24 protein-coding genes are annotated in these 24,743 nt (G+C 56.9%); 11 read left to right on the forward strand and 13 right to left on the reverse strand.

What is annotated here, in order from left to right; translation table 11 throughout:
• Positions 1–89: 89 nt before the first annotated feature.
• Positions 90–758: a TIGR04283 family arsenosugar biosynthesis glycosyltransferase gene (locus ACP5OT_RS09795; protein WP_428132005.1), complete on the reverse strand. Its 669-nt coding sequence runs from the start codon at positions 756–758 to the stop codon at positions 90–92.
• A 139-nt stretch (positions 759–897) separates the two neighbouring features.
• Positions 898–2,004, reverse strand: coding sequence for a TRM11 family SAM-dependent methyltransferase (locus tag ACP5OT_RS09800; protein ID WP_428112938.1), 1,107 nt, complete (start codon positions 2,002–2,004; stop codon positions 898–900).
• Between the two features lie 153 nt (positions 2,005–2,157).
• On the opposite strand from ACP5OT_RS09800, the gene ACP5OT_RS09805 reads away from it, so the two are divergent.
• From ACP5OT_RS09805 to ACP5OT_RS09815, 3 genes are all read left to right on the forward strand, one after another.
• Entirely contained in the window at positions 2,158–2,790 is a 633-nt protein-coding gene (locus tag ACP5OT_RS09805) for a uracil-DNA glycosylase (RefSeq protein ID WP_424677552.1), read from the forward strand.
• A 37-nt stretch (positions 2,791–2,827) separates the two neighbouring features.
• Complete coding sequence (locus ACP5OT_RS09810; RefSeq protein ID WP_424677551.1) at positions 2,828–3,400, forward strand: hypothetical protein; 573 nt, start codon at positions 2,828–2,830, stop codon at positions 3,398–3,400.
• 153 nt (positions 3,401–3,553) lie between these two features.
• Entirely contained in the window at positions 3,554–5,227 is a 1,674-nt protein-coding gene (locus ACP5OT_RS09815; protein WP_424677550.1) for a ribonuclease J, read from the forward strand.
• 53 nt (positions 5,228–5,280) lie between these two features.
• Here the strand turns inward: ACP5OT_RS09815 and dcd are convergent, their stop codons facing one another.
• The 4 genes from dcd to serC are packed head-to-tail and all read right to left on the reverse strand — an operon-like array spanning position 5,281 to position 8,647.
• Positions 5,281–5,841, reverse strand: a complete 561-nt coding sequence (dcd, locus tag ACP5OT_RS09820; protein ID WP_424677549.1) for a dCTP deaminase — start codon at positions 5,839–5,841, stop codon at positions 5,281–5,283.
• Positions 5,842–5,877: 36 nt separating this feature from the next.
• A complete protein-coding gene (locus ACP5OT_RS09825; RefSeq protein WP_428132008.1) occupies positions 5,878–7,161 on the reverse strand; it encodes a glycosyltransferase family 4 protein in 1,284 nt (427 codons plus the stop codon).
• Between the two features lie 15 nt (positions 7,162–7,176).
• Positions 7,177–7,572: a VOC family protein gene (locus ACP5OT_RS09830; RefSeq protein WP_428132010.1), complete on the reverse strand. Its 396-nt coding sequence runs from the start codon at positions 7,570–7,572 to the stop codon at positions 7,177–7,179.
• On the reverse strand, positions 7,565–8,647 hold the full coding sequence (serC, locus tag ACP5OT_RS09835) for a 3-phosphoserine/phosphohydroxythreonine transaminase (RefSeq protein ID WP_428112479.1): 1,083 nt from the start codon (positions 8,645–8,647) through the stop codon (positions 7,565–7,567). The genes ACP5OT_RS09830 and serC overlap by 8 nt, the downstream gene beginning before the upstream one ends.
• A gap of 125 nt (positions 8,648–8,772) precedes the next feature.
• On the opposite strand from serC, the gene ACP5OT_RS09840 reads away from it, so the two are divergent.
• Entirely contained in the window at positions 8,773–10,056 is a 1,284-nt protein-coding gene (locus tag ACP5OT_RS09840) for an NAD(P)/FAD-dependent oxidoreductase (RefSeq protein ID WP_424677283.1), read from the forward strand.
• A gap of 140 nt (positions 10,057–10,196) precedes the next feature.
• A complete protein-coding gene (locus ACP5OT_RS09845; RefSeq protein ID WP_424677282.1) occupies positions 10,197–10,817 on the forward strand; it encodes an SH3 domain-containing protein in 621 nt (206 codons plus the stop codon).
• 37 nt (positions 10,818–10,854) lie between these two features.
• On the opposite strand, the gene ACP5OT_RS09850 is transcribed toward ACP5OT_RS09845, so the two are convergent.
• From ACP5OT_RS09850 to ACP5OT_RS09870, 5 genes are all read right to left on the reverse strand, one after another.
• On the reverse strand, positions 10,855–12,105 hold the full coding sequence (locus ACP5OT_RS09850) for an ABC transporter permease (protein ID WP_428112482.1): 1,251 nt from the start codon (positions 12,103–12,105) through the stop codon (positions 10,855–10,857).
• Between the two features lie 122 nt (positions 12,106–12,227).
• Positions 12,228–13,064 carry an ABC transporter ATP-binding protein gene (locus ACP5OT_RS09855; RefSeq protein ID WP_428112484.1) on the reverse strand — a complete coding sequence of 279 codons (837 nt, stop codon included), beginning with the start codon at positions 13,062–13,064 and terminating at the stop codon, positions 12,228–12,230.
• Between the two features lie 33 nt (positions 13,065–13,097).
• Positions 13,098–14,861: an efflux RND transporter periplasmic adaptor subunit gene (locus ACP5OT_RS09860; RefSeq protein WP_424677279.1), complete on the reverse strand. Its 1,764-nt coding sequence runs from the start codon at positions 14,859–14,861 to the stop codon at positions 13,098–13,100.
• Positions 14,858–15,508 carry a TetR/AcrR family transcriptional regulator gene (locus tag ACP5OT_RS09865; RefSeq protein WP_424677278.1) on the reverse strand — a complete coding sequence of 217 codons (651 nt, stop codon included), beginning with the start codon at positions 15,506–15,508 and terminating at the stop codon, positions 14,858–14,860. The genes ACP5OT_RS09860 and ACP5OT_RS09865 overlap by 4 nt, the downstream gene beginning before the upstream one ends.
• Positions 15,509–15,852: 344 nt before the next feature.
• Positions 15,853–16,191: a zinc-ribbon domain containing protein gene (locus tag ACP5OT_RS09870; RefSeq protein ID WP_424677277.1), complete on the reverse strand. Its 339-nt coding sequence runs from the start codon at positions 16,189–16,191 to the stop codon at positions 15,853–15,855.
• 678 nt (positions 16,192–16,869) lie between these two features.
• On the opposite strand from ACP5OT_RS09870, the gene ACP5OT_RS09875 reads away from it, so the two are divergent.
• Complete coding sequence (locus tag ACP5OT_RS09875; RefSeq protein ID WP_428112487.1) at positions 16,870–18,285, forward strand: ammonium transporter; 1,416 nt, start codon at positions 16,870–16,872, stop codon at positions 18,283–18,285.
• Between the two features lie 46 nt (positions 18,286–18,331).
• Here ACP5OT_RS09875 and ACP5OT_RS09880 read toward each other — a convergent pair whose 3' ends face one another.
• Positions 18,332–19,159, reverse strand: coding sequence for an ECF transporter S component (locus ACP5OT_RS09880; protein ID WP_424677275.1), 828 nt, complete (start codon positions 19,157–19,159; stop codon positions 18,332–18,334).
• A 226-nt stretch (positions 19,160–19,385) separates the two neighbouring features.
• On the opposite strand from ACP5OT_RS09880, the gene ACP5OT_RS09885 reads away from it, so the two are divergent.
• From ACP5OT_RS09885 to ACP5OT_RS09905, 5 genes are all read left to right on the forward strand, one after another.
• Complete coding sequence (locus ACP5OT_RS09885) at positions 19,386–19,595, forward strand: hypothetical protein (RefSeq protein ID WP_424677274.1); 210 nt, start codon at positions 19,386–19,388, stop codon at positions 19,593–19,595.
• Between the two features lie 40 nt (positions 19,596–19,635).
• The gene (locus ACP5OT_RS09890) at positions 19,636–20,016 is read left to right on the forward strand and encodes a DUF2089 domain-containing protein (protein ID WP_424677273.1); all 381 of its coding nucleotides are present in this window, start codon (positions 19,636–19,638) and stop codon (positions 20,014–20,016) included.
• Positions 20,000–20,365: an SHOCT-like domain-containing protein gene (locus tag ACP5OT_RS09895; RefSeq protein ID WP_287905745.1), complete on the forward strand. Its 366-nt coding sequence runs from the start codon at positions 20,000–20,002 to the stop codon at positions 20,363–20,365. Before ACP5OT_RS09890 ends, ACP5OT_RS09895 begins: the two co-directional genes overlap by 17 nt.
• Before the next feature lie 48 nt (positions 20,366–20,413).
• Positions 20,414–22,153, forward strand: a complete 1,740-nt coding sequence (locus ACP5OT_RS09900; protein ID WP_428132013.1) for a DUF4097 family beta strand repeat-containing protein — start codon at positions 20,414–20,416, stop codon at positions 22,151–22,153.
• A 154-nt stretch (positions 22,154–22,307) separates the two neighbouring features.
• On the forward strand, positions 22,308–23,462 hold the full coding sequence (locus ACP5OT_RS09905; RefSeq protein ID WP_424677390.1) for an iron-containing alcohol dehydrogenase: 1,155 nt from the start codon (positions 22,308–22,310) through the stop codon (positions 23,460–23,462).
• A 34-nt stretch (positions 23,463–23,496) separates the two neighbouring features.
• Here ACP5OT_RS09905 and ACP5OT_RS09910 read toward each other — a convergent pair whose 3' ends face one another.
• Positions 23,497–24,717, reverse strand: a complete 1,221-nt coding sequence (locus ACP5OT_RS09910) for a phenylacetate--CoA ligase family protein (RefSeq protein WP_428132015.1) — start codon at positions 24,715–24,717, stop codon at positions 23,497–23,499.
• Positions 24,718–24,743: the final 26 nt, after the last annotated feature.

Genomic DNA, 24,743 nt, shown 5'->3' on the forward strand with positions numbered 1-24,743 from the left:
ACCGACTCGCGAAAATGTGTGTTGATGAACTGATGAGATGGCAAGATGGTGGTGAGAACATCCATCCCGCTACTCGCTCCACCATTGCTCTACCGATACTGACGGGCAATGTCGTAAGGCGATACGCCACCGAGATATTGCAGCCAGAGCCAGAAATCGTGGAGCAGTTGGCGAATGATCCCGTTAGCCCGAAAGCGTCGCGCCGATGTGACCACCTGCGCCGGCACGACATGCACGCGAGTCCGGGCACGGGCGCGGCGAAAGAGTTCGACATCCTCAAACAGCGGCCAATCCGGGAAGCCACCAAGTGCAGTGAAGAAGTCACGCCGGATGACCATGCACTGATCACCGTAGCTGGTGAGCAGCGAATCGAACCACATCAGACGCGCTGCCAGAGCCAACATCCAGTTCGGATCGTCGAATGAGAGCCGGAACTTGGCGATGTGTACCTGCGGATCGGCGAACATCGCCCGCAACAATGCGAAGGCATTGGCCGGCAGGCGCGTATCGGCATGCAAAAAGACAAAGACATCACCGGTGGCAACGGCAGCGCCGGCGTTGAGTTGATGGCCGCGACCGCGCGGTGCCAGCACCACCCGCGCGCCGGCAGCGCGGGCCAGCGCTGGCGTCTCATCGCGGCTGCCACCATCGGCAACAATGACCTCGACCGTCGGGTCGCACTGTCGCACCGCTCGGACGCAGGTTGTTATATTGGCCGCTTCATTCAGAGCCGGAATGATCACGCTGAACGTTGTCATCACTGTGGTTTCTCCTTGCCGTCATCACCTGCGCGACGGTAGCTTGTCCGACGCCGAGCACGTACCGGCTCGTGATGGCACGGGAACATCGGCATATCGGCCTGTTCCGTGTACCGTTTGGACTGAGACTACCATAGCCTTACTGTCGGCGCAATACAAAGATATACTCGTGCTTAAAGACGTAAAATCCGCCGGCCAACGCACGATACCGCCACAGTTCATTATTACCCCGCTTGCCCAGCGTACCACTGACATTTTTGACAATAATACTCTTCAAGCTAAACCCACACGCTCGTACCGCTTCCATTGCGTAAAAACCGAGCGGATGCCACTCGCCCTGCCGATACATATCGCCGATCACTAAGGCCAAATAACGACCACGGTCAAGCACGGCGGCCACCCGCTCGGTCACGCTCGTCAAGCGGTCGAGAAACTCCGCCATGGTCGGGGCATTTGACAGATCACGCGGATCATCGCTAAACCGGATAATATCGTGGTACGGTGGGTGGAGTAACACTAATTGCACACTCTGCGCACCGTAGCGCGCAAGGAGCGCAGCAAAATCGGTTGTCAGACTGTCTCCCTGCTCAATCGCCGCCACCGTTTCCTGAGCAGGCTGTTCGGTAGCCAGGAGCGCACGGGTGTGTTCAACCATCGTCGCCTGCAACTCAAGCCCAACCGCATGGCGGCCAAGGCGACGTGCTTCGATCAGGGTCGTCCCCGAACCGGCAAACGGATCGAGGACCCACTCGCCGGGCCGTGTATACCGCCGAATAAATTGGCGAGGAATCTGGGGAACAAAATTGCCCCAGTAATCGGCCCGATGCACACCCGACGTATCACGCCGCTCGATGAGCCAGAGACTATCGGTCAGAATATCATCATACTCCTTCCATCGTCGCAGATCAATGTCGCTCGTAGGGGCAAACCGCGGTTCGTCGAGCGAACGACGCAGCCGAGTCAGGTAATAGCGCGCCCGCTCAAGGGTGCGCGCCGTCGCGATTTGTTCGAGATCGGCGATCAACACGACGGGAGTGAACAGCACCACCGATCCATCGGTCCGGTGGATCGGATCGCCGGGATCATGCAGCCGTTGCTGCAATGTTGCCAATGCGGTGCGCAACTCAGCAAGATTGGGGATCGCCAGCAACGTATCGAGGGTTGCAGCCAACATATCACGATTGAGCTGCCACTGCGGCGACTCGGCGTTGGACGGCAACTGGGCCAAAGACGAACGTCCGGTCATCGGTTACTTTCCCGCTGGAAATCGATCTATTGCGGTTAGTGTAACACAAGATACTTGCCTATGATCCGAACATGGTACCACTCCAAACAAGAAAGATGCACGCGGTATGTTATAATAACAGTGGGTAAAGCTGAACCATTCAAGGATCAGCGTGTGACAGCGAGTGACATTCTGTTTACAATTGCCGAAGAGGTGCAGCGCTGTACCGCATGCAACCTCCATCGTGGGCGGACACGGGCTGTTCCCGGTGAAGGGCCGGCGAATGCGTGCGTCATGCTTATTGGAGAGGGTCCCGGCTACCACGAAGATCGCCAAGGCCGACCCTTTGTCGGTCCATCAGGGCAATTCCTGAACGATTTGCTCGCCTTAGCCGGGCTACGGCGGGATGAAGTTTATATTGCTAACGTCGTCAAGTGCCGGCCGCCCCAGAATCGCGATCCGGAGCCTGATGAAATAGCGACGTGTACCAGGCTATTCTTAATGCGCCAGATTGCGGCCATTGATCCGATAGTGATTGTGACGCTGGGCCGCTTCTCGATGGGCCTGTTCCTGCCCGGCGAGCGGATTTCACGCATCCACGGCCAACCGCGCTACGTCAACGGACGGTTGATTGTGCCGATGATCCACCCCGCCGCTGCATTGCACCAGCCCCAAAACCGGCCGTTGCTGGAAGAGGATTTTCGCCGCCTGCCTGCCATCATTGCCGATGCCGAACGCCAACGTAGCGCAGCCTCCCCGGCAACGCCGCCAGCCGATGAGCCGCCCGAGCAGCTCCGTCTCTTCTGACCGTTGGCCGCATGTCGCCGGTGGTATAACCAAATCAATGTCTCGTTCGTATCGCCTCTCGCCGGCTGGCCGGCGTGATAATTTAGTACTCATCGCCGTGGTAATGATGCTGTGGCTGTTCGCCATCTGGAGTCTGGCGAACACGCTACAGGTGCGACTGCATCCGGCCGGTATGTGGGCCGATGTGCAACGGCTGTTCACCCAACCACCCGCTATCGAACAAGCTGTACCGGCATTGTTCCTCCTGGTGGTGATCGTCGCTACACCACCGGTCATCTGGAACGTGATGGCTGAATGGGACGCTACCTTCGTGCCAACCAAAGATGGCTTATGCTATACCACCATGGGGATACGGTTGTGTTGCCAATGGAACGATATTGTGAACATACAACCGACCCCGGTAAGCGCCGAAGAAGACGTTGTCCTTTGGTTGCGATATGATCCGGCGAGTACGATCACCCATCCGCTACGACGCTGGCTTCATCGGCAATATCACGGCCCAAACCGATTGGTGATCGGCACCGGCATCGAACGAAGGGCTGAATTGGTGGCATTGATCGAGCAGACGCTGGCGGCAACTCGTTCATCGTTCGCAACGACTGCTGCATAGCGTCACCACGTTGGACTGATCAGGGCAGTGTCATTGCCCTGTCGTTATAAAGGTGTTTGGGTGCCTACCGCAATGCACCCGCAAGTTGTACTGAAGATGATACGTATCAGAAAGGAGCAAGGGTCGCTCATCCATCGGCCCTAACAGGAACGTATGGCCAAACAACGTCTCCGTGTGATTCCACTCGGTGGCGCCGGGGAAGTCGGCCGGAACATGTGGGTGGTTGAGTATGGCGACGACATCGTCATTCTCGACTGCGGTGTCATGTTTCCTGATGCCGATATGCTCGGCGTTGATCTCGTCTTGCCCGATATTACCTATTTGCGCGAAAAGACGGATCATATCAAGGGCATCCTCATCACCCACGGTCACGAAGACCACATCGGCGCTGTACCACACTTGATTGCCGATCTCGGCTTTCCACCCGTCTATGGGACAAAGCTGACCCTCGGGTTACTCAGCAATCGCCTGAAAGAACACCGACTGCACGATAAGGTCAAGACGGTACAAATTACCGAGCGTGAACCATTCCAGGTCGGCATCTTTACCGTCGAAGCGTTTCACATTGCGCACTCCATCCCTGACGCGGTTGGCTTCGCTATCACAACACCCGCCGGCTTACTAATCTATCTCACCGATTGGAAGCTCGATCATACCCCGGTCGATGGCCGACCGACCGATCTGGAGAAGATTGCCGAGTTGGGGAACCGCAAACCACTGGTGCTGATTACCGATTGTGTACGGGTAGAGTCGAAAGGCTATACGCCAAGCGAGGCAACCGTCGGCGAAGCGTTCGATAACATCTTTGCCACTGCACCCGGTCGGATTATTGTCGCTACCTTTGCCTCAAACATTAGCCGTGTACAGCAGGTGATCGATTCGGCAGAGGCCTACGGGCGGAAGGTCATGCTGGCCGGGCGCAGTATGGAGACCAATGCCCGGATCGCCTTCGAGCTGGGGTATCTCCGTGCCGACGAGCGCACGATCATCCGTCCCCACGAGATGTCGGCTTATCCGGACGACGAGATCGCCATCGTCTGTACCGGTAGTCAGGGTGAGCCAATGGCTGCCCTCAACCGCATGGCCAACCGCGACTATCCTAACGTCAAAATCAAGCCCGGTGATACCGTCGTGCTCTCGGCCACCCCGATTCCCGGCAACGAAGTCAGTGTGAACAAGGTCATTAATAACTTGTTCAAGCTCGGTGCCGATGTGATCTACGGCCCGGAAGCACGAGTGCATGTGTCTGGTCACGCCGCCCAAGAGGAGTTGAAGCTGATCTTGGCGTTGCTCCGCCCAAGCTACATTGTACCGTTCCACGGTGATTATCGCCATCTTATGCTGTATCGCAAGTTGGCAACGACTGTGGGTGCGGTTCCCGACAGCGAGCGGGTGCTGTTGGTGGAAGGTGGCTCGATTATGGAGTTCTCGCCTGGCTTCGGCAAAATTGTCGGCAAAGCACCGGTCGGCTATATCTACGTTGACGGCACGACGGTCGGTGATGTCGGGAACGTGGTCGTGCGCGACCGTCAGTTACTGGCGAAAGACGGCATGCTGATCGTGGTAGTAAGCATCGACAGCGCCACCGGCGAATTAGTTGCCGGGCCGGATGTCGTCTCGCGTGGCTTTGTCTATATGCGTCAGAGCCAAGACCTGATCGAGGCAACGAAGGAAACGGTGCGCGCAGCGTTGGCGACCAAAAACGGGAGCAATTCACCGGTTGATGTGACATACATCAGTCGTAAGATCCGCGATGTGGTGAGTGAATTCCTCTACCGCGAAACGCGCCGACGACCGATGGTCTTGCCGATGGTGATGGAAGTCTAGGTCTGCGACCGGCAATGCCCGTACTGCACCAAATGGTACGGGCATTGTGTATCTCACGGATCAATGCGCGGCAAAACAATCCCGGTCTGTCCTTGATACTTCCCCTTTTTGTCGGCGTAAGAGACTTCACACGGCTCATCACTTTCGAGAAACAACACCTGCCCAATCCCTTCATGCGCATAGATCCGCGCCGGCAGTGGTGTGGTGTTGCTAATCTCGATGGTCACATGCCCTTCCCATTCGGGTTCAAGCGGCGTGACGTTAATGATAATTCCACAGCGCGCATACGATGATTTTCCGATTACAATACAGCTCACCGTGCGCGGAATGCGAAAGTATTCGAGCGATTGGGCAAGCGCAAACGAGTTGGGCGGGATGTCAACGTAGTCGGCTTTAATATCCACAAATGAGCGCGGATCAAACTTCTTCGGATCGACCAGCGCATTGTAGACGTTCGTAAAGACTTTGAAGTGATTCGTCACCCGCATGTCGTACCCGTATGAGGTAAGGCCATACGAGATGACGCCTTTCCGTACCTGATGATCAACGAACGGCTCGATCATGCCATATTCAAGCGCCATTCGTCGAATCCAACGATCCGATTTCACCGGCATCGTGATATCCCTCCTATAGTGGGTGTATATGTTTCTTTAGCAGTGTCTCTGCCTCGCCATGTAGCGTCCAGATGGTAATGTCCCTCCAGTGGTGGAATATACGAGTTTCTCTAAGTACCAAACGCTCCCGTATACGTTTTTTCCACCGCATTGCGTGGTTAGGTCAGCCCGCATCCTCTGCGTCTCTGCGCCTTTGCGTTCCCCCTCCCCGCCTCTGCGCCCTCCGCGCCTTTGCGTTACCATTGTCTGATAGACATCCACGTGCTGACGGGCAATAGCTGCTTGCGTAAATGTAGCCAGCACCCGCTCACGACCACGTCGGGCGAGTTCAACGCGCAGCTCGGGATGATCGATCAAACGCTGCAACGCTGCTCGCAACGCGCTCACATCACCTTCGGGGAAGACCAGCCCTGCCTCACCGATCACCTGTGGGATTTCGCCACAACTTGAGCCGATCACCGGGACGCCACAGCTCATGGCTTCGATCAATACCCGACCAAACTGCTCTTTCCAATTCGGTTGGGTACGCGAGGGCAAGACGAGCACATCCAATTCGCGCAACGCAGCCGGGACAGCAGTGCTATTGAGTGCCGGCAAAACCTCAACCCGATCACCAACCCCAAGGGCCACAGCTTGCCGCACCAAACGCGGGCGCTCAATGCCGTCGCCGATCAACCGCAACCGGACATACGACGGCAAACCGACCAGTGCATCCACCAGATCGGCCACCCCTTTTTCCGGCACCAACCGGCCCACATAGCCGATGATCAACGTATCACGTTGACGTGGCTCCTCCGCCGGTGCAAAGAGATCGGGATCGACGCCGAACTGGGGAATAACACTGATCGGACCGCGATAGCCGTGACGGCGAATAATCGCTGCTGCCTCTTGATTACCGGCAATCACATGCGTAGCGTGACGCAAATTGTACCGTTCAAACCAGCTAAACGGCGGTGGATAGCGACGGTCGATATTGGCCCAATTGTAGAAACAACAGCGCGCACCAACCGCCAACCCGGCTCGCATGGCGAGAAACGTCGCTAAATTAAAGCTCTCCTCATCGATGTGAAAGACCTGTGGGCGTAACCGTTGCAGCAGCGGCTGCAAGCCTCGGTAAAAATGAATGTGATGATGGCCGTTGAAGACAATCGGCAACGTGATGAGCGAATAACCGGCGGTAAACCGGCGCTCAAGCGGGATGCGACCGACCCGTGGCTCGTGCCATGCCGGTGGCGCAACGACGGTCAACTCAACGCCGAGGCGCGCGATCTCCTCCAGCTTACGCTGGTACGCACCGGCAACCACAGCCTTGGAAAGCATAACAACGCGCATAGGTTAGCGAGCCTGGCGTGCATCGCCATCAAACGGATGCAGAAACCGCTGCACCTCCAGTCGGTAACCATCAGGATCACAGGCAAAGAAGTGATAAATCCGGTAACGCGGATTCTCGCGTGGCGGGCCGTCGGTCGTGATACCGGCAGCGACAAGCCGTTGATAGACCACATCAACATCGGCAGTGACGATGGTTAAGATCAGACGATCATCAGCAATGGGAGGTGCAGCTTGTTGGCACAAACCGAGGTAACCGCCACACGCCACGCGATAGATATGAATACCGCCTTGATCGAGGACGAGCGGCAAGCCGAGCGCAGCCCCATAACAGACTGCGCTCGCTTGCAGATCGGCAACCGGCACAAAGGTGATTGCGGCGGCGTAAGGCTGTTCATCCATAACGTTTGGCAAAATCCTGCATAAAGTGCGCCAGCGCTGCCGCCGACTCGGGAGAGACTGCGTTATACAGCGAAGCGCGGATCCCGCCGACCGAGCGATGCCCGGCCAACCCCACCATCCCTGCCGCTTTCGCGTCGGCCAAAAACTGCTTTTCCAGGTCTGGTGACGAGAGGCGAAAGGTCACATTCATCAGTGATCGTGCTGAAGGAACGGCGTGACCGGTGTAAAAACCTTCGCTAGTATCGATTGCTGCATACACCAGCGCTGCCTTACGCGCATTCCGCTCAGCCATCGCCGCCAAACCGCCTTGATCCTTGATCCATTCCAATACCAGATGGACCATATAAACTGCGAACACCGGCGGTGTGTTGTAGAGAGAGTTGTTCTTGGCGAAGGTAGCATAGCGCATAATAACCGGCAAATCCTTCCGACTGCGTTCGATCAGATCTTGCCGGATCACAACGACCGTTACCCCCGCCGGCCCAAGGTTCTTTTGCGCACCGGCATACATCAGGGCAAAGCGCGTCGCCGGGAAGGGACGCGAGAGAAAATCGCTACTCATATCGGCGATTAACGGCACATCACCGAATAGTGGCAGCTCAGCCGGCCACTGCACACCTTGGATCGTCTCGTTAGTGGTTATGTGAAGATATACCGCGTTCGGATCAGGAGTACAGGCCTCAACATTCGGCAGGCTCCGATAGCCATCGGCAGCAGTACTGGCCCGGAGATGAACCGAACCAACGCGCTGCGCCTCTTCATACGCTTTTTCGCCCCACGAACCGGTGACAATATATTCGGCGACCCCGCCGGTGGGTAAGAAATTGAGCGGGATGAGTGCAAACTGCATCGAGGCGCCACCCTGCATAAAGAGCACCCGATACTCGTCGCCCAATCCTAGTAGTTCCTTTAGATTAGCTTCGGCAGCAGCATTAATCGCTTCGTATTCCTTACTGCGATGGCTCATTTCGAGAATCGACATGCCCGTACCGTGATAATCAGGCAATTCGGCTTGCACACGCGCGATAACCTCTGGCGGCAGCGCTGCTGGGCCGGGGTTGAAGTTGTGAGTCATCGGTTTGTCCCCTCTTCCTTGCGACAGGCTTTTTGTAGAACATAGTATACTCGATATGGTAACGTCAGCGGTGCACTATTGCTAGACCATCTTACCTCAGCAATGTGGCAGAAAGGACAAGTGGTATGCAGATCATCGTTGTCGGCGGCGGCGTAGCCGGGTTGGTTTGTGCCCGTACCCTGCACCGCGCCGGGCATCAGGTTACACTCATCGAAGCGAGTGATGGGTTGGGCGGACGAGTACGGTCGGATCGCGTCGACGGGTTTGTACTTGATCGTGGCTTTCAGGTGCTGTTCACCGCATACCCGGTGGTACAACGCCAACTGAAACTAGCCGCGCTCGACCTGCGCGCCTTCGATCCCGGCGCGATTGTTGCATGGCGTGGACGACGTGACATCCTAACCGATCCCCTCCGCGACCGCGATCCATCGGCGCTGATCGGGGCCATCCTCGCACCGGTAGTCACGATTGGCGACAAACTGCGCACCCTCCAACTCGCCGTGCAGATGCACCGGCAGACGATTGATGAGCTACTCACCGGTCCCGACCGCACAACCTTAGCCGAACTCCAAGCGCTTGGCTTCAGTCAGCAGATGATCGACCGCTTTTTCCGGCCTTTCTTCGGTGGAATCTTTCTCGACCGCTCATTGCAAACAAGTGCGAAATGCTTCCGGTTCAACTTTAAGATGATGAGCGACGGTCAGACTGTCGTTCCCAATAGCGGGATGGGTGCAATCGCCGACCAACTCGCTGCCGAGTTGGTTGCTGCCGGCAGGGTACGCTTGCAGACCAAGGCTGTAGCCCTAATCAATCGCGATGGCGGGGTAAGCGGTGTGCGGCTTGCCGATGGGAGTGAACTACAGAGCGATGCCGTAGTGTTAGCAACCCCGGCCCCCGAAACAGCTCGACTCGGCGACTTACCGGTGCCGGAAGGAAGCCTCGGTTCATCGTGTGTGTGGCTGGCGACCCGTCAACCGCTGTATCGCGGCAAAAAGCTGTTGCTCAACGCCGAGGAGAACGCTTTTGTCAACACCCTCGCCCCGATGAGCGCAGTCGCGCCAGGGTACGCACCGCCGGGATGGCATCTCTACGCGGCAGCTATCCTCGGTGTGCCTGAGCTTGATGATAGCACACTGATCGCGCGCGTGATGGTTGACCTCCATCGTATCTTCGCCAATGAAGCCGCAGCCACGACTGCTCTCACCAATGCGCGCATCTTACGTGTAGACCGCATTCCATTTGCTCAATTCCCGCAACCACCCGGTTTACACCCTAACCTACCCGACAATCGCACTACCCGGCGCGGCCTGTATCTGGCCGGTGAACTCACCGAAGCGAGTAGCATCAACGCAGCAATGCTTAGCGGTGAGCGGTGTGCCGAAGCGATTCAGCAAGATGTAGCACGATAACACACCGCATACCTCAGGCAACCGTCACGTGCCAACGGTCGTTGGGTGCATTTACACTTCACCAAACCTACTGCGCTAGCTATATAATGGTGTATACAACCGAGGCTATGGTTGCCGCATTATGGGAAGGAGCCAAACGTATGATTAACTTCGGCGGCAAGAAAGATGAGGGAGGACAGAACGAAGGCATCAGCCAGGCGATGCGCGCGATGAGTGATCAGATTGGGCGACAAGCTCAAGAGATCAAACGTCTACAAGAGGAGTTAGAAACGGCCCAGCAAGATGCTGCTGCCGCCGAGAAAGCTCGCAAAGCACTCGCCGAGGCTGAAGCACGACTCGCTCAAATGGAAGCTGAGCTTAAGAAATTGAAGGAAACCACCACCGCGCCAACCGCTGGTGGTAAAAGCGTCAGCCCCACCGTTGAAAGCAGCAGTGTCTCCGGCGCCATCTCCGGCGCGCTCGGTGGCAGTGGTGTTGTCAAAATCGGACCGCGCACATCGGATTCCGCAGCCACATCAACCCCCGGTGGACTCCACGTAGGTGGTGTAGCCTACGTCCAACAAGCAGGTGGCAAAAACCTCCGTCTTCGCAACGCACCTGGCCTCGATTCAACCGTTCTCGACGGTCTACCTCCCGGCACCCAACTGACCCTCCTGGCCGGCCCCCACGAAAAAGACGGGTATCCGTGGTGGCATATCCGCACCAATGACGGCCGGGAAGGGTGGGTCGCCGGCACCGAATTGGCAACTACCCCCTCATAACAGCCACCCTGTGGCGCCGCACAGCTGTGCGGCGCGCCTATTCATACCGCAACGCTTCAATCGGCGGCAGCAGCGCTGCCCGCCGGGCCGGGTAATACCCAAACCCAATCCCAATCGCCGACGCAAACCCCAACGCCAGCACAATGCCGATCCACGAGATGCCGGTGTTGATCCCGCCGACAGCACTGATCAGCCCTACCAGACCAATCGCCCCGATCACGCCGATCAGACTACCAACCAAGCTCAGGGCTACCGCCTCCATCACAAATTGGCCCAATACATCACCATCACTGGCCCCCAACGCTTTGCGCACCCCAATCTCACGGGTCCGTTCGGTGACTGCAACCAGCATGATGTTCATAATCCCAATCCCACCAACCACCAGACTAATCCCGGCCACCACAGCAATAAAGCCGGTAATCGCCGTGCTGATCGCCGCCAATACGTTCAACGCTTGCGTCGGCGTCTGTAGATTGAAATCGTTGATCATGCCATCAGGCACATTCCGCGCGGCGCGCAGCGTCCGCTCAATCAAGGCTACCGCCTCACTGACCTGCTGTTCGCTTTGCAAGCCGAGCAGAATACTGCTCATCCGCAAACCACGTCCCGGCAGATCAAGATCGCCGATCAGCCGTAAGCGCATCGTACTGACCGGCGTAAAGATGCGGCCATCAGTCGAGAAAGGCCCACCGTTTTCGTTAATGATGCCGACAATCTCAATCGGTTGACCGTTGACCTCTATCGTCTGCCCGATCACATTCCGCAGCGCAGCCTTATCAGAGCCAAACAGATCACGGGCCACAAGCCAGCCCAACACCCCAACCCGCGCCCCTTCTGCCTCATCTTCAGGGGTCAAAAATCGCCCGTAGAGCATCGGCGTCCGCTGGACTTGCGGATAATCCTCGGTTGTGCCGACCAACAACGTTTGGATCGCCACCGTACCGGCCCGAGCTTGCGTGCTGACCGTAATTTCCGGCGCAATGGCGCGAAACAGATCAGGCCGGCTGGTTGCCATTGCTGCTAATACCTGATAATCCTGTATGGAAAGGAGACCATAGCCGGGCACATCACGTGCACCTTTGGCCCGCGGATCACCCGGTGTGATTGCAATCCGGCGGGTACCGAGATCGACGAACTGCTCGAAGACTTGGCCTTGTAAGGCGTTACCGAGCGAGAGCACCGCAACAAGCGTGCCTGCGCCGATGATCACGCCAAGCATCGTGAGTAGAGAGCGAAGTTTATTGGCGCGTAGGCTATCAAAGGCCATAGCGATCAATTCGGAGAACATAAGGGTTTCCTCGTGTATTCGCAACAGTTTTTTCAACGTATGGGCATCACGCTGCTATGCTTTGGGTACCGAAAACTATTGTTCAACATAACTATAGCGCGCCATGCCCCAACCTCACACCGTTATGGCGTGGTGGTATCGGTCGAAGGACGGCGCACAACCGGCACCGGCTCAAGACCGCGGGTACGCTCGACCTCTTCCAACACCTCAACGCCGTAGTACTCGCTCAGGATGTTGTCAACCAGCCGCCCGTCGCGCAAGCCGATCACCCGATCCATATGCCGACCAATTTCGGGGTCGTGGGTCACTATTACGATGGTACGTCCCTGATCGCGGTTCAATTCCCGGAACAGCGCCAGAATCTCGGCTCCGGTGCGCGTGTCGAGCGCACCGGTCGGTTCGTCGGCCAGAATAATCGCCGGGTCATGGACGAGCGCACGGGCAATTGCGACTCGTTGCTTCTGCCCTCCCGACAACGTATTGGGCAGACTGTTGAGTTTGTGACCAAGACCAACCGCCTCAAGCGCGGCCCGTGCTCGTTCAGCCCGCTCGCGCGCACCAACCCGCCCGTAAACAAGCGGCAACTCAACGTTCTTTTGCGCAGTCAAGCGCGGCAGCAGGTTAAAGTTCTGGAATACAAACCCCAGCTTACGATTGCGAATGCGCGCTTGTTCCTGCCGACTCAGGCGTGAGACATCGATCCCATCGAGAATATATTCACCAGACGTGGGAGTGTCGAGCAAGCCGAGCAAGGTCATGAGGGTGCTCTTCCCGCTACCCGACGGCCCCATAATGGCAACCATCTCACCTTCTCCAATAGTCAGGCTAATATCGTCAAGCACAACAAATTCATCATCACCGGTGGGGAACGTCTTGCGGATCTGACGCAATTCAACAATCGGACGGCCAAGATATTCTGTCGTCACGGAAACACTCCTTCTAGAGGAGAGCGGGCTCATCACCCGCTCTTACCATTACGGGTACGCGATGGCTCATCGCACGACAACCTGCTCACCTTCGGCCAAACCACTCTGAATTTCGACCATACCGTTGACCCGCAAGCCAACCAACACGGCTCGCTCACTAAGCTGACGCTGGCCGTTTTCATCAACAGTGACCACTTCAACAATCGTCTTCGCATCAACATTCTTCACCGCAGCGACCGGGACTTGCAACACATTGCTGCGCGTGGCCGCAATAATCGCCGCTGTCGTTGTCATGCCGGGCCGTACCGGTTGACCAGATGAGTCAAAGGCGAGGGTGACCCGATACGCCGTCACACCATTCGTACCGGTGGGCAACGGTTCGACATTCACCACCTCACCGGTAAACGGTGGCGAATTGAGCGCATCTACCGTAATCTCGACCGGCTGACCGATGGCTACCCGCGCAATATCAACCTCATCAACCGTCACCTTGACCAGATAACGACTCACGTCGATCAATACGATTGGCGCTTGACTGCCCACTGTTTCACCAGGTGCAACATTAACGGCCGCGATCACGCCGGCAAACGGTGCCCGCAACGTCGCTTCGTCGAGCCGGATACGCGCCGCTTCGAGCTGCGCCTGCGCCTGAGCTAACCGTGCTTCAGCACGGGCAACATCGCTGGCACGCGGATCGGCAGAAAGTTGGGCCAGACGTGCTTGTGCTGCTTCGAGCTGAGCCTGTTGCGCAGCAATAGTGTTCTGTCGAGCAGCCCCGGTCAAACGGGCTAGTTCGGCTTCGGCGCGCGCTAACTGAGCACGGGCCGATGCAACAGCATCAGCAGTAGGGCCGGCCAGCAATGCATCAAGATCGGCTTGTGCACTGGCAACTCGTGCCTCGGCAGCCGCCAATCCGCTGATTTCGTTCTGGACTGCGGTCTGGTAAGCGATCTGGGACTGGGCTAGTGCAGCTTCAGCATCGGCCAACGCCCGCTCAGCCCGCTCAAACGCACGCTGATACTCACGTTGCTCGATATCGTTGAGTGAACGACCGGTCCGCGGATCGATGCCGTTCGCCTTCACATGTTCCCAATTCCAATACGCATCGCTGTAGGCACTTTGCGCGTTGCGCACCACATTAGCCTGTGCTTCAACCCGCGCCTGTGCCTCAGCCTTCGCTGCGGACAACAGCTCGCGCTGGCGTTCAAGTTCGGCCTTCGCCTGCGTCAGCGCCGTCTCCGCCCGCACCCGCTGTTCGTTCGTCGGCCCGGCCAACAACTTCTGTAGCCGTTCTTGTGCCTCAGTCACCGCAACACGTGCTGCCGCGATGTCGGCCGGCGTCACATTCGTCTGCGTCTGGGCTAACGTAGCCTGCGCCGCCGCCACCAGCGCCTCGGCCTCAGCCCGCTGTTCGGGTGTAGCCCGCTCACGCAAAGCCTGGACATCGGCTTGGGCCAGCGCAACTGCCGCCTCCGCCGCAGCTACATCGGCCCGTAACTGGCGATCATCAAGCCGTAGCAACGGATCACCGGCGGCAACCGTCTGCCCGACCGTCACCAGCACCTCTTGTACCCGACCGGGAATGGAAACGCTTAACGTGGCTGTCTGGTTCGGCTCAACCGAACCGGTAGCATTCACTGCCAAACGCAGATCACCACGAGTTACCGTAGCAAAGGTCAGATTGGCTAACGGATCGGTATTGGAAGTTGTTGTTAGCCGCACCAGCAGGGTCACGACCACCGCCAGCAACAAACCGGCGGCGATCCACATCGGTAACGATAGACGAGGAGGGATTCGTAAACGGGAACGTGACTGGGGAAGAGTGCTCATACTTCTGCCATTCCTACTGAATGATTACCTGCCGACCGGATGCCGGCCCCATACAAAAAGATGTCGACTAGCAACTCCGCCGAGACGTTGCCCGCCCACCCCATCGTCGCATGGGTTGAAGTCAGCTCGTGAAACGTCTCGCACAGACTGAGAAATAACGTCGCCAACATTGCCGGTGACATATCGGCCCGTACTACACCGGCAGTGAGCGCTTCGCGCATGATCTTGGTTAACGGCGTGAAGAGGTGTTGATAGAATGCAGCACTCAAACGATTACGCGCCGCCGGGCTGAGGTGCTCCATCATCTCGTGACGCATAATGCGCATATCACCTTCGTAGCCGGAGATCAGAATATCGGCCATTGCGCGCAATCGCTCAACCAACGCCCGCTCGGACGCAGCTAGCTCGGCCAGTGGCCGACTCATCGTCCACAACACCTTTAAACCCATCTGCACAAACAGGTCTTCTTTATCATTGAAGTAGTAATAAAGGGTCGGTTTTGTCACACCGGCCGTATGAATGATGTCGCTGATCGATACGGCCCGATAGCCGCGCTGCATAAAAAGTTGTGTCGCTACATCAATAATGCGGAGCGCCGTCGGACTTTCAACAACCCGCGGGTCGGGCATCAAATGTACTTCGGTCATTTCACAAAACCAATCTTTCGAATTTTTACTGACCGGTAAGTAATATACCACGAATGCAAATATTTTGTCAATGTATTGCAAAGATTTTCTTAGAATTGAAACCCTCTCCCCGCCACAAGAGGGCACAGGAGCGGAGACATTTCACGCCGTGGTGAGGGACATGCGGAGCAACCCGCTATCAAACCACCCACCCCCAACAACACAAGGTATGGGCAAGCACATCTCATCAGGAGCACAGACGATGGTACAACGTCCAAACAAAACGGTCCTCCCCTTGAGGTGGGGAGGACACAAGAGAGGGATTCATACCCTGCCCCCTGATGGGGAGGAGGTGGTAATACCAACTAAACCATCATGCGAGCATTACCACGCATCCGGTTAAAACACGAGCTACAGTAGACCGGTTTGGTACCACGCGGAACGAACGGAACGGTCGTCTCTTGACCACAGTGAGCACAGGTAACGCGATAATTCACCCGTTCACGCTCCGGTGCTGCTGTGCTAACGGTACGGTGACGCTCAGATACGTTACTCTTCCGGGCTTTGCGCGCTTTGCGGCATGACGGGCAACGCACCGGTTCATTAACAAAACCTTTGGCAGCGTAGAATTGCTGCTCTCCCGCTGTAAAGACGAAATCCATCCCACAATCCCGACAGGTTAGGGTCTTGTCTGCGAAGCTCATGGCTCGCTACTCCTCTAGCAGAACGACGAAGGGTCATGTGGCCGGTGCCATGGGGCTGCGTTGCGTCCGAACTCAACCGAGGAGATGCTCAGCGGGGAAGCACTCGCGCATACCAGATCCGTACCATCTTTAAATGTTGATTATACCAAATTTCTACCATTGCGCAAAATATTCGGAGAACGACCACTGTCGGTCAGTAGACTTGTGCAAAAATACCAATCTCTCCTACACAAAGATTGGTAATCCTATCTGTTGGCAAGCTATCAGCGGGCTGTTATCATACCAGCATCAATGATTGTACAAATTAGTGCGCACCACGATGTGATCAATGGAAGGGGGTGAACGTAACTGTGCGGGCATCACCTGCAACGTTGCAGCCATGAGTCGTACAGTTAAGGTGGAAGATTATACAGAATAGGTGCGTCTTGTTCACGTTTCACACTCGGCAGTCGAACAGCAAGCGTTGATTTGCCCCTGTTACACAGTATACATACGTCTTGTTCATGTTTCACAAGTGCATAGCAGCGGTAGTAAACCAGTTGCAAGCGCGATGATGCTGGTTAGACCTGCGACGAAGCAGAGGCAGATGGTTTGTGCATTTTATCCAAACGTATGGAGGCTATATCCATACCCGACATGCAATCGCTGGACGTGTAGTATGGTTAAGGAGTTACCCTCATGAAGCTTGCATGGCGCACAAAAATCGGTCTCGCTCTCGGTTTTGGCCTCGGTCTCTGGTTGGTAAGTAGCGGACGCGCTTTTGCCCAAGAAGGCCCAACTACCGCCGAGTTGGCCGTGGCAATGAATACCTTCTTTTTGCTGGTGGCGGCAGCGTTGGTCTTTTTTATGCAAGCCGGATTCGCGATGCTAACTGCCGGCCTCACCCGCGCGAAGAACACAACCAACATTCTGTTTAAGAATTTGATGGATTTCGTGATGTGTTCGATAGCGTTTTGGGCAGTTGGTTGGGGTTTGGCTTATGGTACGTCGGCCGGTGGCTTTATTGGGACCGACCAGTTTTTCCTTTCGCATATCACTGCTGAAGGGGAGGTGCCGGTATTGGCAAGTTGGTTTTTCCAAGTTGTCTTTGCCGGAACCGCCGCTACGATTGTGGCCGACGCGATGGCCGAGCGCACGAAGTTTGTCGCTTATCTGATCTATAGCTTTATTATTTCGCTCTTTATCTATCCGGTAGTAGTACACTGGGTATGGAGCGGCGCAGGTTGGTTGAATACGTACAGCGGAAGCACCGAAGGCAATTGGGGCTTTACCGATTTTGCCGGTAGCACCGTTGTGCATAGCGTGGGCGGATGGGCTTCGCTCGTCGGCGCAATGATCCTTGGCCCGCGCCTTGGTCGCTTCGGCCCTGATGGTAAACCACGCGCTATCCCCGGTCACAATATGTCGTTGGCCGCCCTCGGTACTTTTATCCTCTGGCTCGGTTGGTTCGGCTTTAACCCCGGCTCGCAGTTGGCAATCGCGTCGCAAGCCAATGCCGATGCCGTCGCAATGGTCGCCGTTACGACCAATCTGGCCGCGGCAGCCGGTGCATTGGGTGCACTCTTCACGGCATGGCTACGCTACGGTAAGCCCGATCTGGGGCAAACCCTCAACGGTGTACTGGGTGGCTTAGTGGCGATTACCGCCGGTTGCGCTTATGTTGATCCCCTTGCCGCCATCATCATTGGGTTTATTGCCGGCCCGGTAGTAGTCTTCTCGGCCGAATTGCTCGAGAAGCTCAAGATCGACGATCCGGTTGGTGCAGTGCCGGTTCACTTGGTTAACGGCATCTGGGGTACGTTGGCGGTTGGTCTGTTTGCCTCAATCCCCGGTAATACCGGTACGACCGGTTTGTTCTACGGTGGTGGTCTGACCCTCCTCATCTCGCAGCTGGTCGGTGTAGTGGCAATTGGTCTGTGGACGGTAGCGACAGCGGCGCTGATGTTCTTCGCGATCAAGGCAACGATTGGCCTACGTGTGAGCAAGGCCGAAGAAGAGGCCGGTCTTGACATCGGCGAGCACGGTATGGTCGCTTACCCAGATCTCGCGCCAGTACCAACCGGCAGCACCGTAAGTGGCGTACCGGCAAATTAACCGGAATTATGCCCCTCCTCGTTGCCCGGCGAGGAGGGTTTACATTTTACTCGTGCACCGCTCCTGCAACTTCGACCGTAAACCAAAACCGGTTGCGAAACCGGCGCAGCTCTTTCAATACCAACCGTCCCAAGAGGGCAATCAAAACGGCATTGCCGAACGCACGCACTGCGTCCCACGCCAATGAGGTCACAGCGTAAAACACAAGGTACTGGCGGATCGTTGCCTCCAACCCACTACCGGGAACCCAGCCCAAGGCGCTAGGCGGTGCAAACGGCCAAAACCAGAGATTCATCAGCGCTCCAAACAAAAATCCCCATCCGTAACCAAACCCAACCAGTAGGATCATTTCACCCCACCCGCCCGGCCGTAAACGCTGTCCCAGCGGAGCGAGCCAGCCGGCACTCATCCCCATCCACCCACTCACGAACATCTGAAACGGTAACCACGGCCCGACACCACCGGTGAGCAACGCCGAGACAAGTAATGCTAATGCACCGAGCAAAAAGCCAAACCGCGCACCATACACATACCCAGCCAGGATGATCAGAAAGAAAAAGGTCGGTGAATCACCCGGCCCTGCCGGTAGTCGGAGCACCGCAACCAGACCGGTAAGTACGCCCAATATGGCCAGGATACGCGGATTAAGCCGCCCTGCGCTCAGTTCGGTGATGAGTAAGACCAGCATCGCCGGACCGAGCATGGCAAACAAGATCGGCGCCGTCGTAGCATGGGCCTGCTCAAATCCGCTTACCTCTCGCCCCATCATGAATGGGTAGAAAAATGCAATAAGTCCGAGCAGACAGATGAGTGCCAGCACGACATCACCGGCCCACGTCGCCAACCGGTTGTAACGAGAGAGTTGGATCGCCATAGCCATCATCATACCCGATGTAGGGTGCCACCAGGTAGCCCCCGCGGTCCTGCCTCACATTCCTTTCCTCATTCGTCTGTTTCGTGATGCACGTTCGGTCTAAACCAAATTTAATCATTAATTTGATAATTTTCTCCATGTACGTTGTTGACAAACGCCGTTCTGAGTGCTAATATTCTTCTTGGAATGGTAAATACTATCAACCAATTGAAAAAGGAGGCGATCTGTGATGCGCGATCTCTACCACCTCGAGGTATTATCTGCCAAAATGATCAACGAACGACTGACGACCGCTGCTAACGACCGGCTCCTCCCTCCGTTCCGCCCCATTCGCCGGATGGCACGCTGGGTCGGCCTTCTGCTGATCAGACTCGGCGCGCGTCTCCTGCGCTACGCTCATGCGCGTCACACCGGTCGTCCTTCGTATGTCCGTTAGCTGCAAGACCATATGCTGGTAGCTTCAAAGGAGCACCCCTATGAACCCGCTTCTCACTCGTGATCCTATCACCGGCAGTGAGCTTATCGTAACCCGACTCGAGTCACCGAGCAGCGGCATCGTTATTGAGGGCCGGTTTAGCCTTGGCTGGATCGGTCGTCTGACCCCCGAACAACTGGCTTTTGTCGAGCTGCTGGTGAAGAATCGGGGCAATATTCAACGCCTCGCCGCCGAACTCGATATCGCCTATAACACCGCGCGTGCTCGCCTCGACGAAATCGTCGCCCTGCTCGGCGGTCCGCCTGAACACGAGCCACGGCTCGACCGTCGCCAAATCCTTGACCGGTTGGCCGCCCGCGAGATTTCGGTTGAAGAAGCCCTGCGCCTGCTGAAAGGCTCCGATTATGAACAGCGTAAATGAAGAGCGCCATCGCATTTTGCAGATGGTTGAGCAGGGCCAGTTGTCCGCTGCCGAAGCAGCCCGCTTGCTCGATGTGTTGAGCGCCGACCCCCGCCCACTCGAACGTAGTCGGGCACGCTTGGTACGGATCCGCGTGACCGATCTGGCCTCCCAACGCCTGAAAGCCTCGGTGTCTATTCCGGTGAGTTTGATTAATGTTGGGTTACGTCTCGGTGCTCGCCTTGCCCCACAACTGAGCGGTAGCGCCCTCGAAGAGTTGATCCGGAGCGTTGAACGCGGTACCACCGGTTTGCTCCTCGAATGGCAAGATTTGGAAGAAGGTGAGCGGATCGAGATTGTAGTCGAATGAATGGACCATATTTAGAAGTACTAGATATTGTCCGCGAAGGAGCAGAAGATGAAACAACGTATTCCGGTCGATCTGCCGTTCACGATTTCCCTGTCCTCGGTTGACGGTGATCTGACGATCCACGGTTGGGATGAACCGAGTGTTGAATGGCAGTGTGATGAACAAGTTAACTTCACCAGGAATGAAGCTGGTCTGACGCTTGAGCCATGCCACGGTGATCTCCGGCTTACAGTGCCGGCGATAGCTGAAGTGCGGATCGCCAGTTGCAACGGCGATACACGAGTGACACAGGTGCATCGGTTGCTTATCGACCATCAGCACGGCGATTTGGTCATCCGCCATATCACCGAACAAGTGACTATCGGCCAGCTCTCCGGTAATCTTAATGCAGCGGAAGTGGCTGAATTGAACACGACCGGTCAGCTTTCCGGTGATATCACCTTATTCGCGACTCCGGTTGCCCATCTACACACGGTCGCCGGCGATCTCGCTACGCGCGGTGTGCTGAGTTTATCCTTGACCCAACTCGATGGCGATCTGGTTGCTACTGACCTCCGCGAGCAGTTGAGCGTTGCCGTGGTGAACGGCGATGTGGAAGTTACCGGCAACAATGCTCTCCTCCGCCTCCAGCAGGTGAACGGCGATCTGACCATTCATGGGCAGGTGTCCGTGCTGGAATGTGTTGCAGTGAGCGGTGATGTTGACGCCGAAGAGGCTACTATCGGCCAACTGGCTATCGAGACGGTGGCCGGCGATGTCGAGGTGGGTGTGCTCACCGGTGGGCGAATTGGAACGGTCGGTGGTGATATTGAATTGTTGCAGGTTACCGGCGAACTGATGATCGGTAATGTGGGTGGCGATTGCACCATCAAACACGCCGGCGGCAATCTGACCCTCAACGCGGTTGGGGGCAATCTGTCGTTGCGCGCCGAGGTTGTTGCTGGCAGCACGATCCGCGCACAAGTAGGTGGTGATGCAGTGATTGTGTTGCCGAAAGATCCCGATCTGGTACTGACGGCAACTGCCGGTGGCGAAATCCGTGGCGTCGGTGTGAACCGTTCAGCGCCCGGTCAGACCGTAGAGCTACGCTACGGCAACGGTGCAGCCGGTCTCCATCTCCACGTCGGTGGTGACGTGATCGTCAAAGGTGCAACCCAACCGAATACGTTCAGCGGATTTGCCACGCAACTCGGGCACGAACTAAGCGAGCTAGGTCGCGAGTTGGGGCGTGAGTTAAGCGAATTGGGCCGTGAATTGGCCGCTGAGTTGCGTAACGCACTGGCAGGTGGTGACCCCGCCGCCGCCGACCGCGCACGCGCTGCTACCGACCGTTTTGCCGCGCAGGCCCGTCGCCTCAGGGAAGAGGCCGGCCCCAAACGGATGCGCATCCGTATCAACGAGCGGGAATGGCGCCTTGATCCCGAACGGATCGAGCGGATCAAAGCGCAGGCTCGACAGGCTGCCGCTGCCGGTCTGAACGATGCACTTGAGGCTGTCGAACAGGCGTTGAGCCGCCTCCAACCACCACCCCACGCGCCGGCTCCACCGCCGCCACCCCACCCGCCGGCTCCACCATCGCATCATGCACCGCCGCCACCCCACCCGCCGGCTCCACCGCCGCCACCCCACCCGCCGGCGACCGGTCAGACGATCCAATTACGCCCATCACCCACCCCACTGAGCGAGGAAGATCGCGAACGGCAACGTGCCGCCATTTTGCAAATGGTTGCCGATGGCCGAATCTCGGCAGCCGAAGGCGATCTGCTTCTCACTGCCCTCGACGATTAAATTAATACGGTACAGCTTCTTCGAGTGTCTCTCTACCGCTGGTCAAGCTCCCCATACCGATGACTATGGGGAGCGTTTATTTCCGATGGCCCCCTTCCCTTTCGTCGTATAATGAATGTAGCAGTCCTCATTTGCAAGGGTAAAGGATGGGGTAATGCAACATTTCTTCGAGTTTAGCCTCGGTGCACGGGTGTTGTACCAGATCGGTTTGGCCGCCGAATTAGGGCAAGTGATTAGCAATGCCTTGCCACAACGCCGTGCCTTTATTGTGGCCGATAAAGGTGTGATCAACGCCGGCCTCCTCAAACCGATCAAAGCCGGTATCAGCCCGGTCGAGATTGTTGGTCTGTTTGATGATGTACCGGCCAACTCCTCGGTCGCCAAAGTGGCCGAGGGTGCCGCGGCTGCACGTGATGCCGGAGCCGACTTGATTATCGCGGTTGGTGGTGGTAGCCCTATCGATACCGCAAAGGGTATTCGGATTTTGCTCACCCTCGGCGGTACGATCCCCGATTACGAAGGCTACAATGTGATCGATACACCGCTCACACCACTCGTTGCGATCCCGACCACTGCCGGCACCGGGAGTGAGGTTACGCCTATTGCTGTCATCCTCGACGAGACCGATCAGCGCAAGATTAGTATCGTTAGTCGCTACCTTACCCCCGATCTCGCTATTCTCGACCCACTGATGACCCGCACGCTACCACCGCACCTCACCGCTGCGACTGGAATGGATGCGCTATCACACGCCATCGAGACGTATGTTTCGACTGAGAATAATCCGTTCAGTGATAGCCTGGCGCTGGCCGCTATTGATATAATCGCCAATTATCTGCGCGACGCCGTCCACGATGGTACGAATATGGAGGCGCGTAGCCAGTTGCTTATCGCGGCCACGATGGCCGGCATCGCCTGCGGTAACAGCCTGTTCGGTGTGGTGCATGCCCTTTCCCATGCGGTCGGTGGCAAGTTCCCGGTACACCATGGCACGGCCAACGCGATCTTCCTCCCGCCGGGTATGCGATTTAACAGCGAGGTTGTCCCCGAACGCTATGTACGAATTGCCCGTGCGATGGGGGTGAATGTCGGTGGTCGCAATAATGCCGAAGTCATCGCCGACGGGATCACCGCAGTTCACACCTTGACCGCCGATTGCGGTTTACCCACCCGTCTCCGCGATGTTGGTGTACCGCGCGAAGCATTGCCCGAATTGGCCGAGTTGGCCGCCGTCGAACCGGCAATCTTCAATAACCCGCGGTCTGCCACGCCCGAACAGTTGTTGGCAATGCTGGAAGAGGTCTGGTAAAAGAGATGGGGTGGACGAACCCACCCCTCTCGGCTCAATCCCACGTGCGCAGATCGACAAACGGTTTCGCATCAGCCGGTAACTCAGCGACGATCTCTACCTTGCAGTGCAATTTCAGCGCTTCGTGCAGGGCATGGGCAGCGGCGTCACGGAGTATCGCGTGATCAGCGTCAGGTGTTGGTACCAGTCGACAGATAAGCTCGTCGCGATGATGTTCGCGCACCACGACGGCCTGATACGTCTGCACTCCCTCTACCCGGCGAATCGCCTCGGCGACGTGGCGCGGATGGACAAACAGACCGCGCACTTTCACGCTCTCACCGCTGCGCCCAAGCCATCCGACCAGGCGAGGCGTCTGGATCACGGTCGGCGTATCCGATACCATCAGCGCCGACAGATCACCGACTGCAAAGCGAATGAGAATGTAATCGCGGCGGAAAAGGGTCACTACCACCTCACCGGTTTGGCCGGGCGGTACCGGCTCACCCGTGTTCAGATCACAAATCTGGACGAGCGCATCTTCGGGTAAGTGCCAGCCTTGACGTTCGGGACCATTGTAGCCGAGATTGCCGGTCTCTGCCGTACCATAGCCATCGTAAATCAAAATCCCATACTGTTCTTCAAACAAGGCCCGCAACGATGGTGGCAGCGGCTCGGCGGCAACGAACGCTTTATTCAACGGCCATGAACGGGGAGCGTACCCCTGCTCCACCGCGCGCTCAAGCAGGGCCTTCAGATAACTGGGCAAACCGGCATAAGCCGTCACCCCCAGATGAGCCATGACCTCAATCTGTTGGGCCTGATTACCGATCCCTGCCGGAATTACCGCACAGCCTACCGCCCGTGCTCCCTCTTCAAACATCACACCGGCAGGAGTGAGATGATAACCAAAACAGTTGATCACCACATCGTCAGGGCCAAAACCGGCTGCTCGAAAGGCCGGCGCCCATCGCCACGGATCTGGCTCATCGGGTTCGGGATCGTAGATCGGGCCGGGCGACTGGAAGATCCGTCGTAACCGCGCAAGCGGCACGGTCAGCATCCCTCCTAATTGTGGCCCCTGCCGTTGCAGCTCAACCAACTGCTCTTTGCGCAAGATCGGAAGCCGACTCAGATCGGCGGTTGTCTGAATATCAGCCGGAGTCAGGCTAGACTCCTCCATCCGGCGTCGAAATGCCGGTGAATGCTCGTAGCCAAATGCCACAATCTCGCGCACACGCTGATCAAACCCAGCATAGAACGTTTCAATGTCCATATCCCTACCCCACCGGCAACGATAAT

Origin of the sequence: Chloroflexus sp., from assembly GCF_049970315.1 — a bacterium.
Lineage (GTDB): Bacteria > Chloroflexota > Chloroflexia > Chloroflexales > Chloroflexaceae > Chloroflexus.

Excerpts from the sequence above, each read along its gene's own strand:
- ACP5OT_RS09795 (WP_428132005.1), bottom strand. The coding sequence starts at position 758 with ATGACAACGTTCAGCGTGATCATTCCGGCTCTGAATGAAGCGGCCAAT.
- ACP5OT_RS09800 (WP_428112938.1), bottom strand. The coding sequence starts at position 2,004 with ATGACCGGACGTTCGTCTTTGGCCCAGTTGCCGTCCAACGCCGAGTCG.
- ACP5OT_RS09810 (WP_424677551.1), top strand. The coding sequence starts at position 2,828 with ATGTCTCGTTCGTATCGCCTCTCGCCGGCTGGCCGGCGTGATAATTTA.
- ACP5OT_RS09815 (WP_424677550.1), top strand. The coding sequence starts at position 3,554 with ATGGCCAAACAACGTCTCCGTGTGATTCCACTCGGTGGCGCCGGGGAA.
- dcd (WP_424677549.1), bottom strand. The coding sequence starts at position 5,841 with ATGCCGGTGAAATCGGATCGTTGGATTCGACGAATGGCGCTTGAATAT.
- ACP5OT_RS09825 (WP_428132008.1), bottom strand. The coding sequence starts at position 7,161 with ATGCTTTCCAAGGCTGTGGTTGCCGGTGCGTACCAGCGTAAGCTGGAG.
- ACP5OT_RS09830 (WP_428132010.1), bottom strand. The coding sequence starts at position 7,572 with ATGGATGAACAGCCTTACGCCGCCGCAATCACCTTTGTGCCGGTTGCC.
- serC (WP_428112479.1), bottom strand. The coding sequence starts at position 8,647 with ATGACTCACAACTTCAACCCCGGCCCAGCAGCGCTGCCGCCAGAGGTT.
- ACP5OT_RS09840 (WP_424677283.1), top strand. The coding sequence starts at position 8,773 with ATGCAGATCATCGTTGTCGGCGGCGGCGTAGCCGGGTTGGTTTGTGCC.
- ACP5OT_RS09845 (WP_424677282.1), top strand. The coding sequence starts at position 10,197 with ATGATTAACTTCGGCGGCAAGAAAGATGAGGGAGGACAGAACGAAGGC.
- ACP5OT_RS09850 (WP_428112482.1), bottom strand. The coding sequence starts at position 12,105 with ATGTTCTCCGAATTGATCGCTATGGCCTTTGATAGCCTACGCGCCAAT.
- ACP5OT_RS09855 (WP_428112484.1), bottom strand. The coding sequence starts at position 13,064 with ATGAGCCCGCTCTCCTCTAGAAGGAGTGTTTCCGTGACGACAGAATAT.
- ACP5OT_RS09860 (WP_424677279.1), bottom strand. The coding sequence starts at position 14,861 with ATGAGCACTCTTCCCCAGTCACGTTCCCGTTTACGAATCCCTCCTCGT.
- ACP5OT_RS09865 (WP_424677278.1), bottom strand. The coding sequence starts at position 15,508 with ATGACCGAAGTACATTTGATGCCCGACCCGCGGGTTGTTGAAAGTCCG.
- ACP5OT_RS09870 (WP_424677277.1), bottom strand. The coding sequence starts at position 16,191 with ATGAGCTTCGCAGACAAGACCCTAACCTGTCGGGATTGTGGGATGGAT.
- ACP5OT_RS09875 (WP_428112487.1), top strand. The coding sequence starts at position 16,870 with ATGAAGCTTGCATGGCGCACAAAAATCGGTCTCGCTCTCGGTTTTGGC.
- ACP5OT_RS09880 (WP_424677275.1), bottom strand. The coding sequence starts at position 19,159 with ATGGCGATCCAACTCTCTCGTTACAACCGGTTGGCGACGTGGGCCGGT.
- ACP5OT_RS09890 (WP_424677273.1), top strand. The coding sequence starts at position 19,636 with ATGAACCCGCTTCTCACTCGTGATCCTATCACCGGCAGTGAGCTTATC.
- ACP5OT_RS09895 (WP_287905745.1), top strand. The coding sequence starts at position 20,000 with ATGAACAGCGTAAATGAAGAGCGCCATCGCATTTTGCAGATGGTTGAG.
- ACP5OT_RS09900 (WP_428132013.1), top strand. The coding sequence starts at position 20,414 with ATGAAACAACGTATTCCGGTCGATCTGCCGTTCACGATTTCCCTGTCC.
- ACP5OT_RS09905 (WP_424677390.1), top strand. The coding sequence starts at position 22,308 with ATGCAACATTTCTTCGAGTTTAGCCTCGGTGCACGGGTGTTGTACCAG.
- ACP5OT_RS09910 (WP_428132015.1), bottom strand. The coding sequence starts at position 24,717 with ATGGACATTGAAACGTTCTATGCTGGGTTTGATCAGCGTGTGCGCGAG.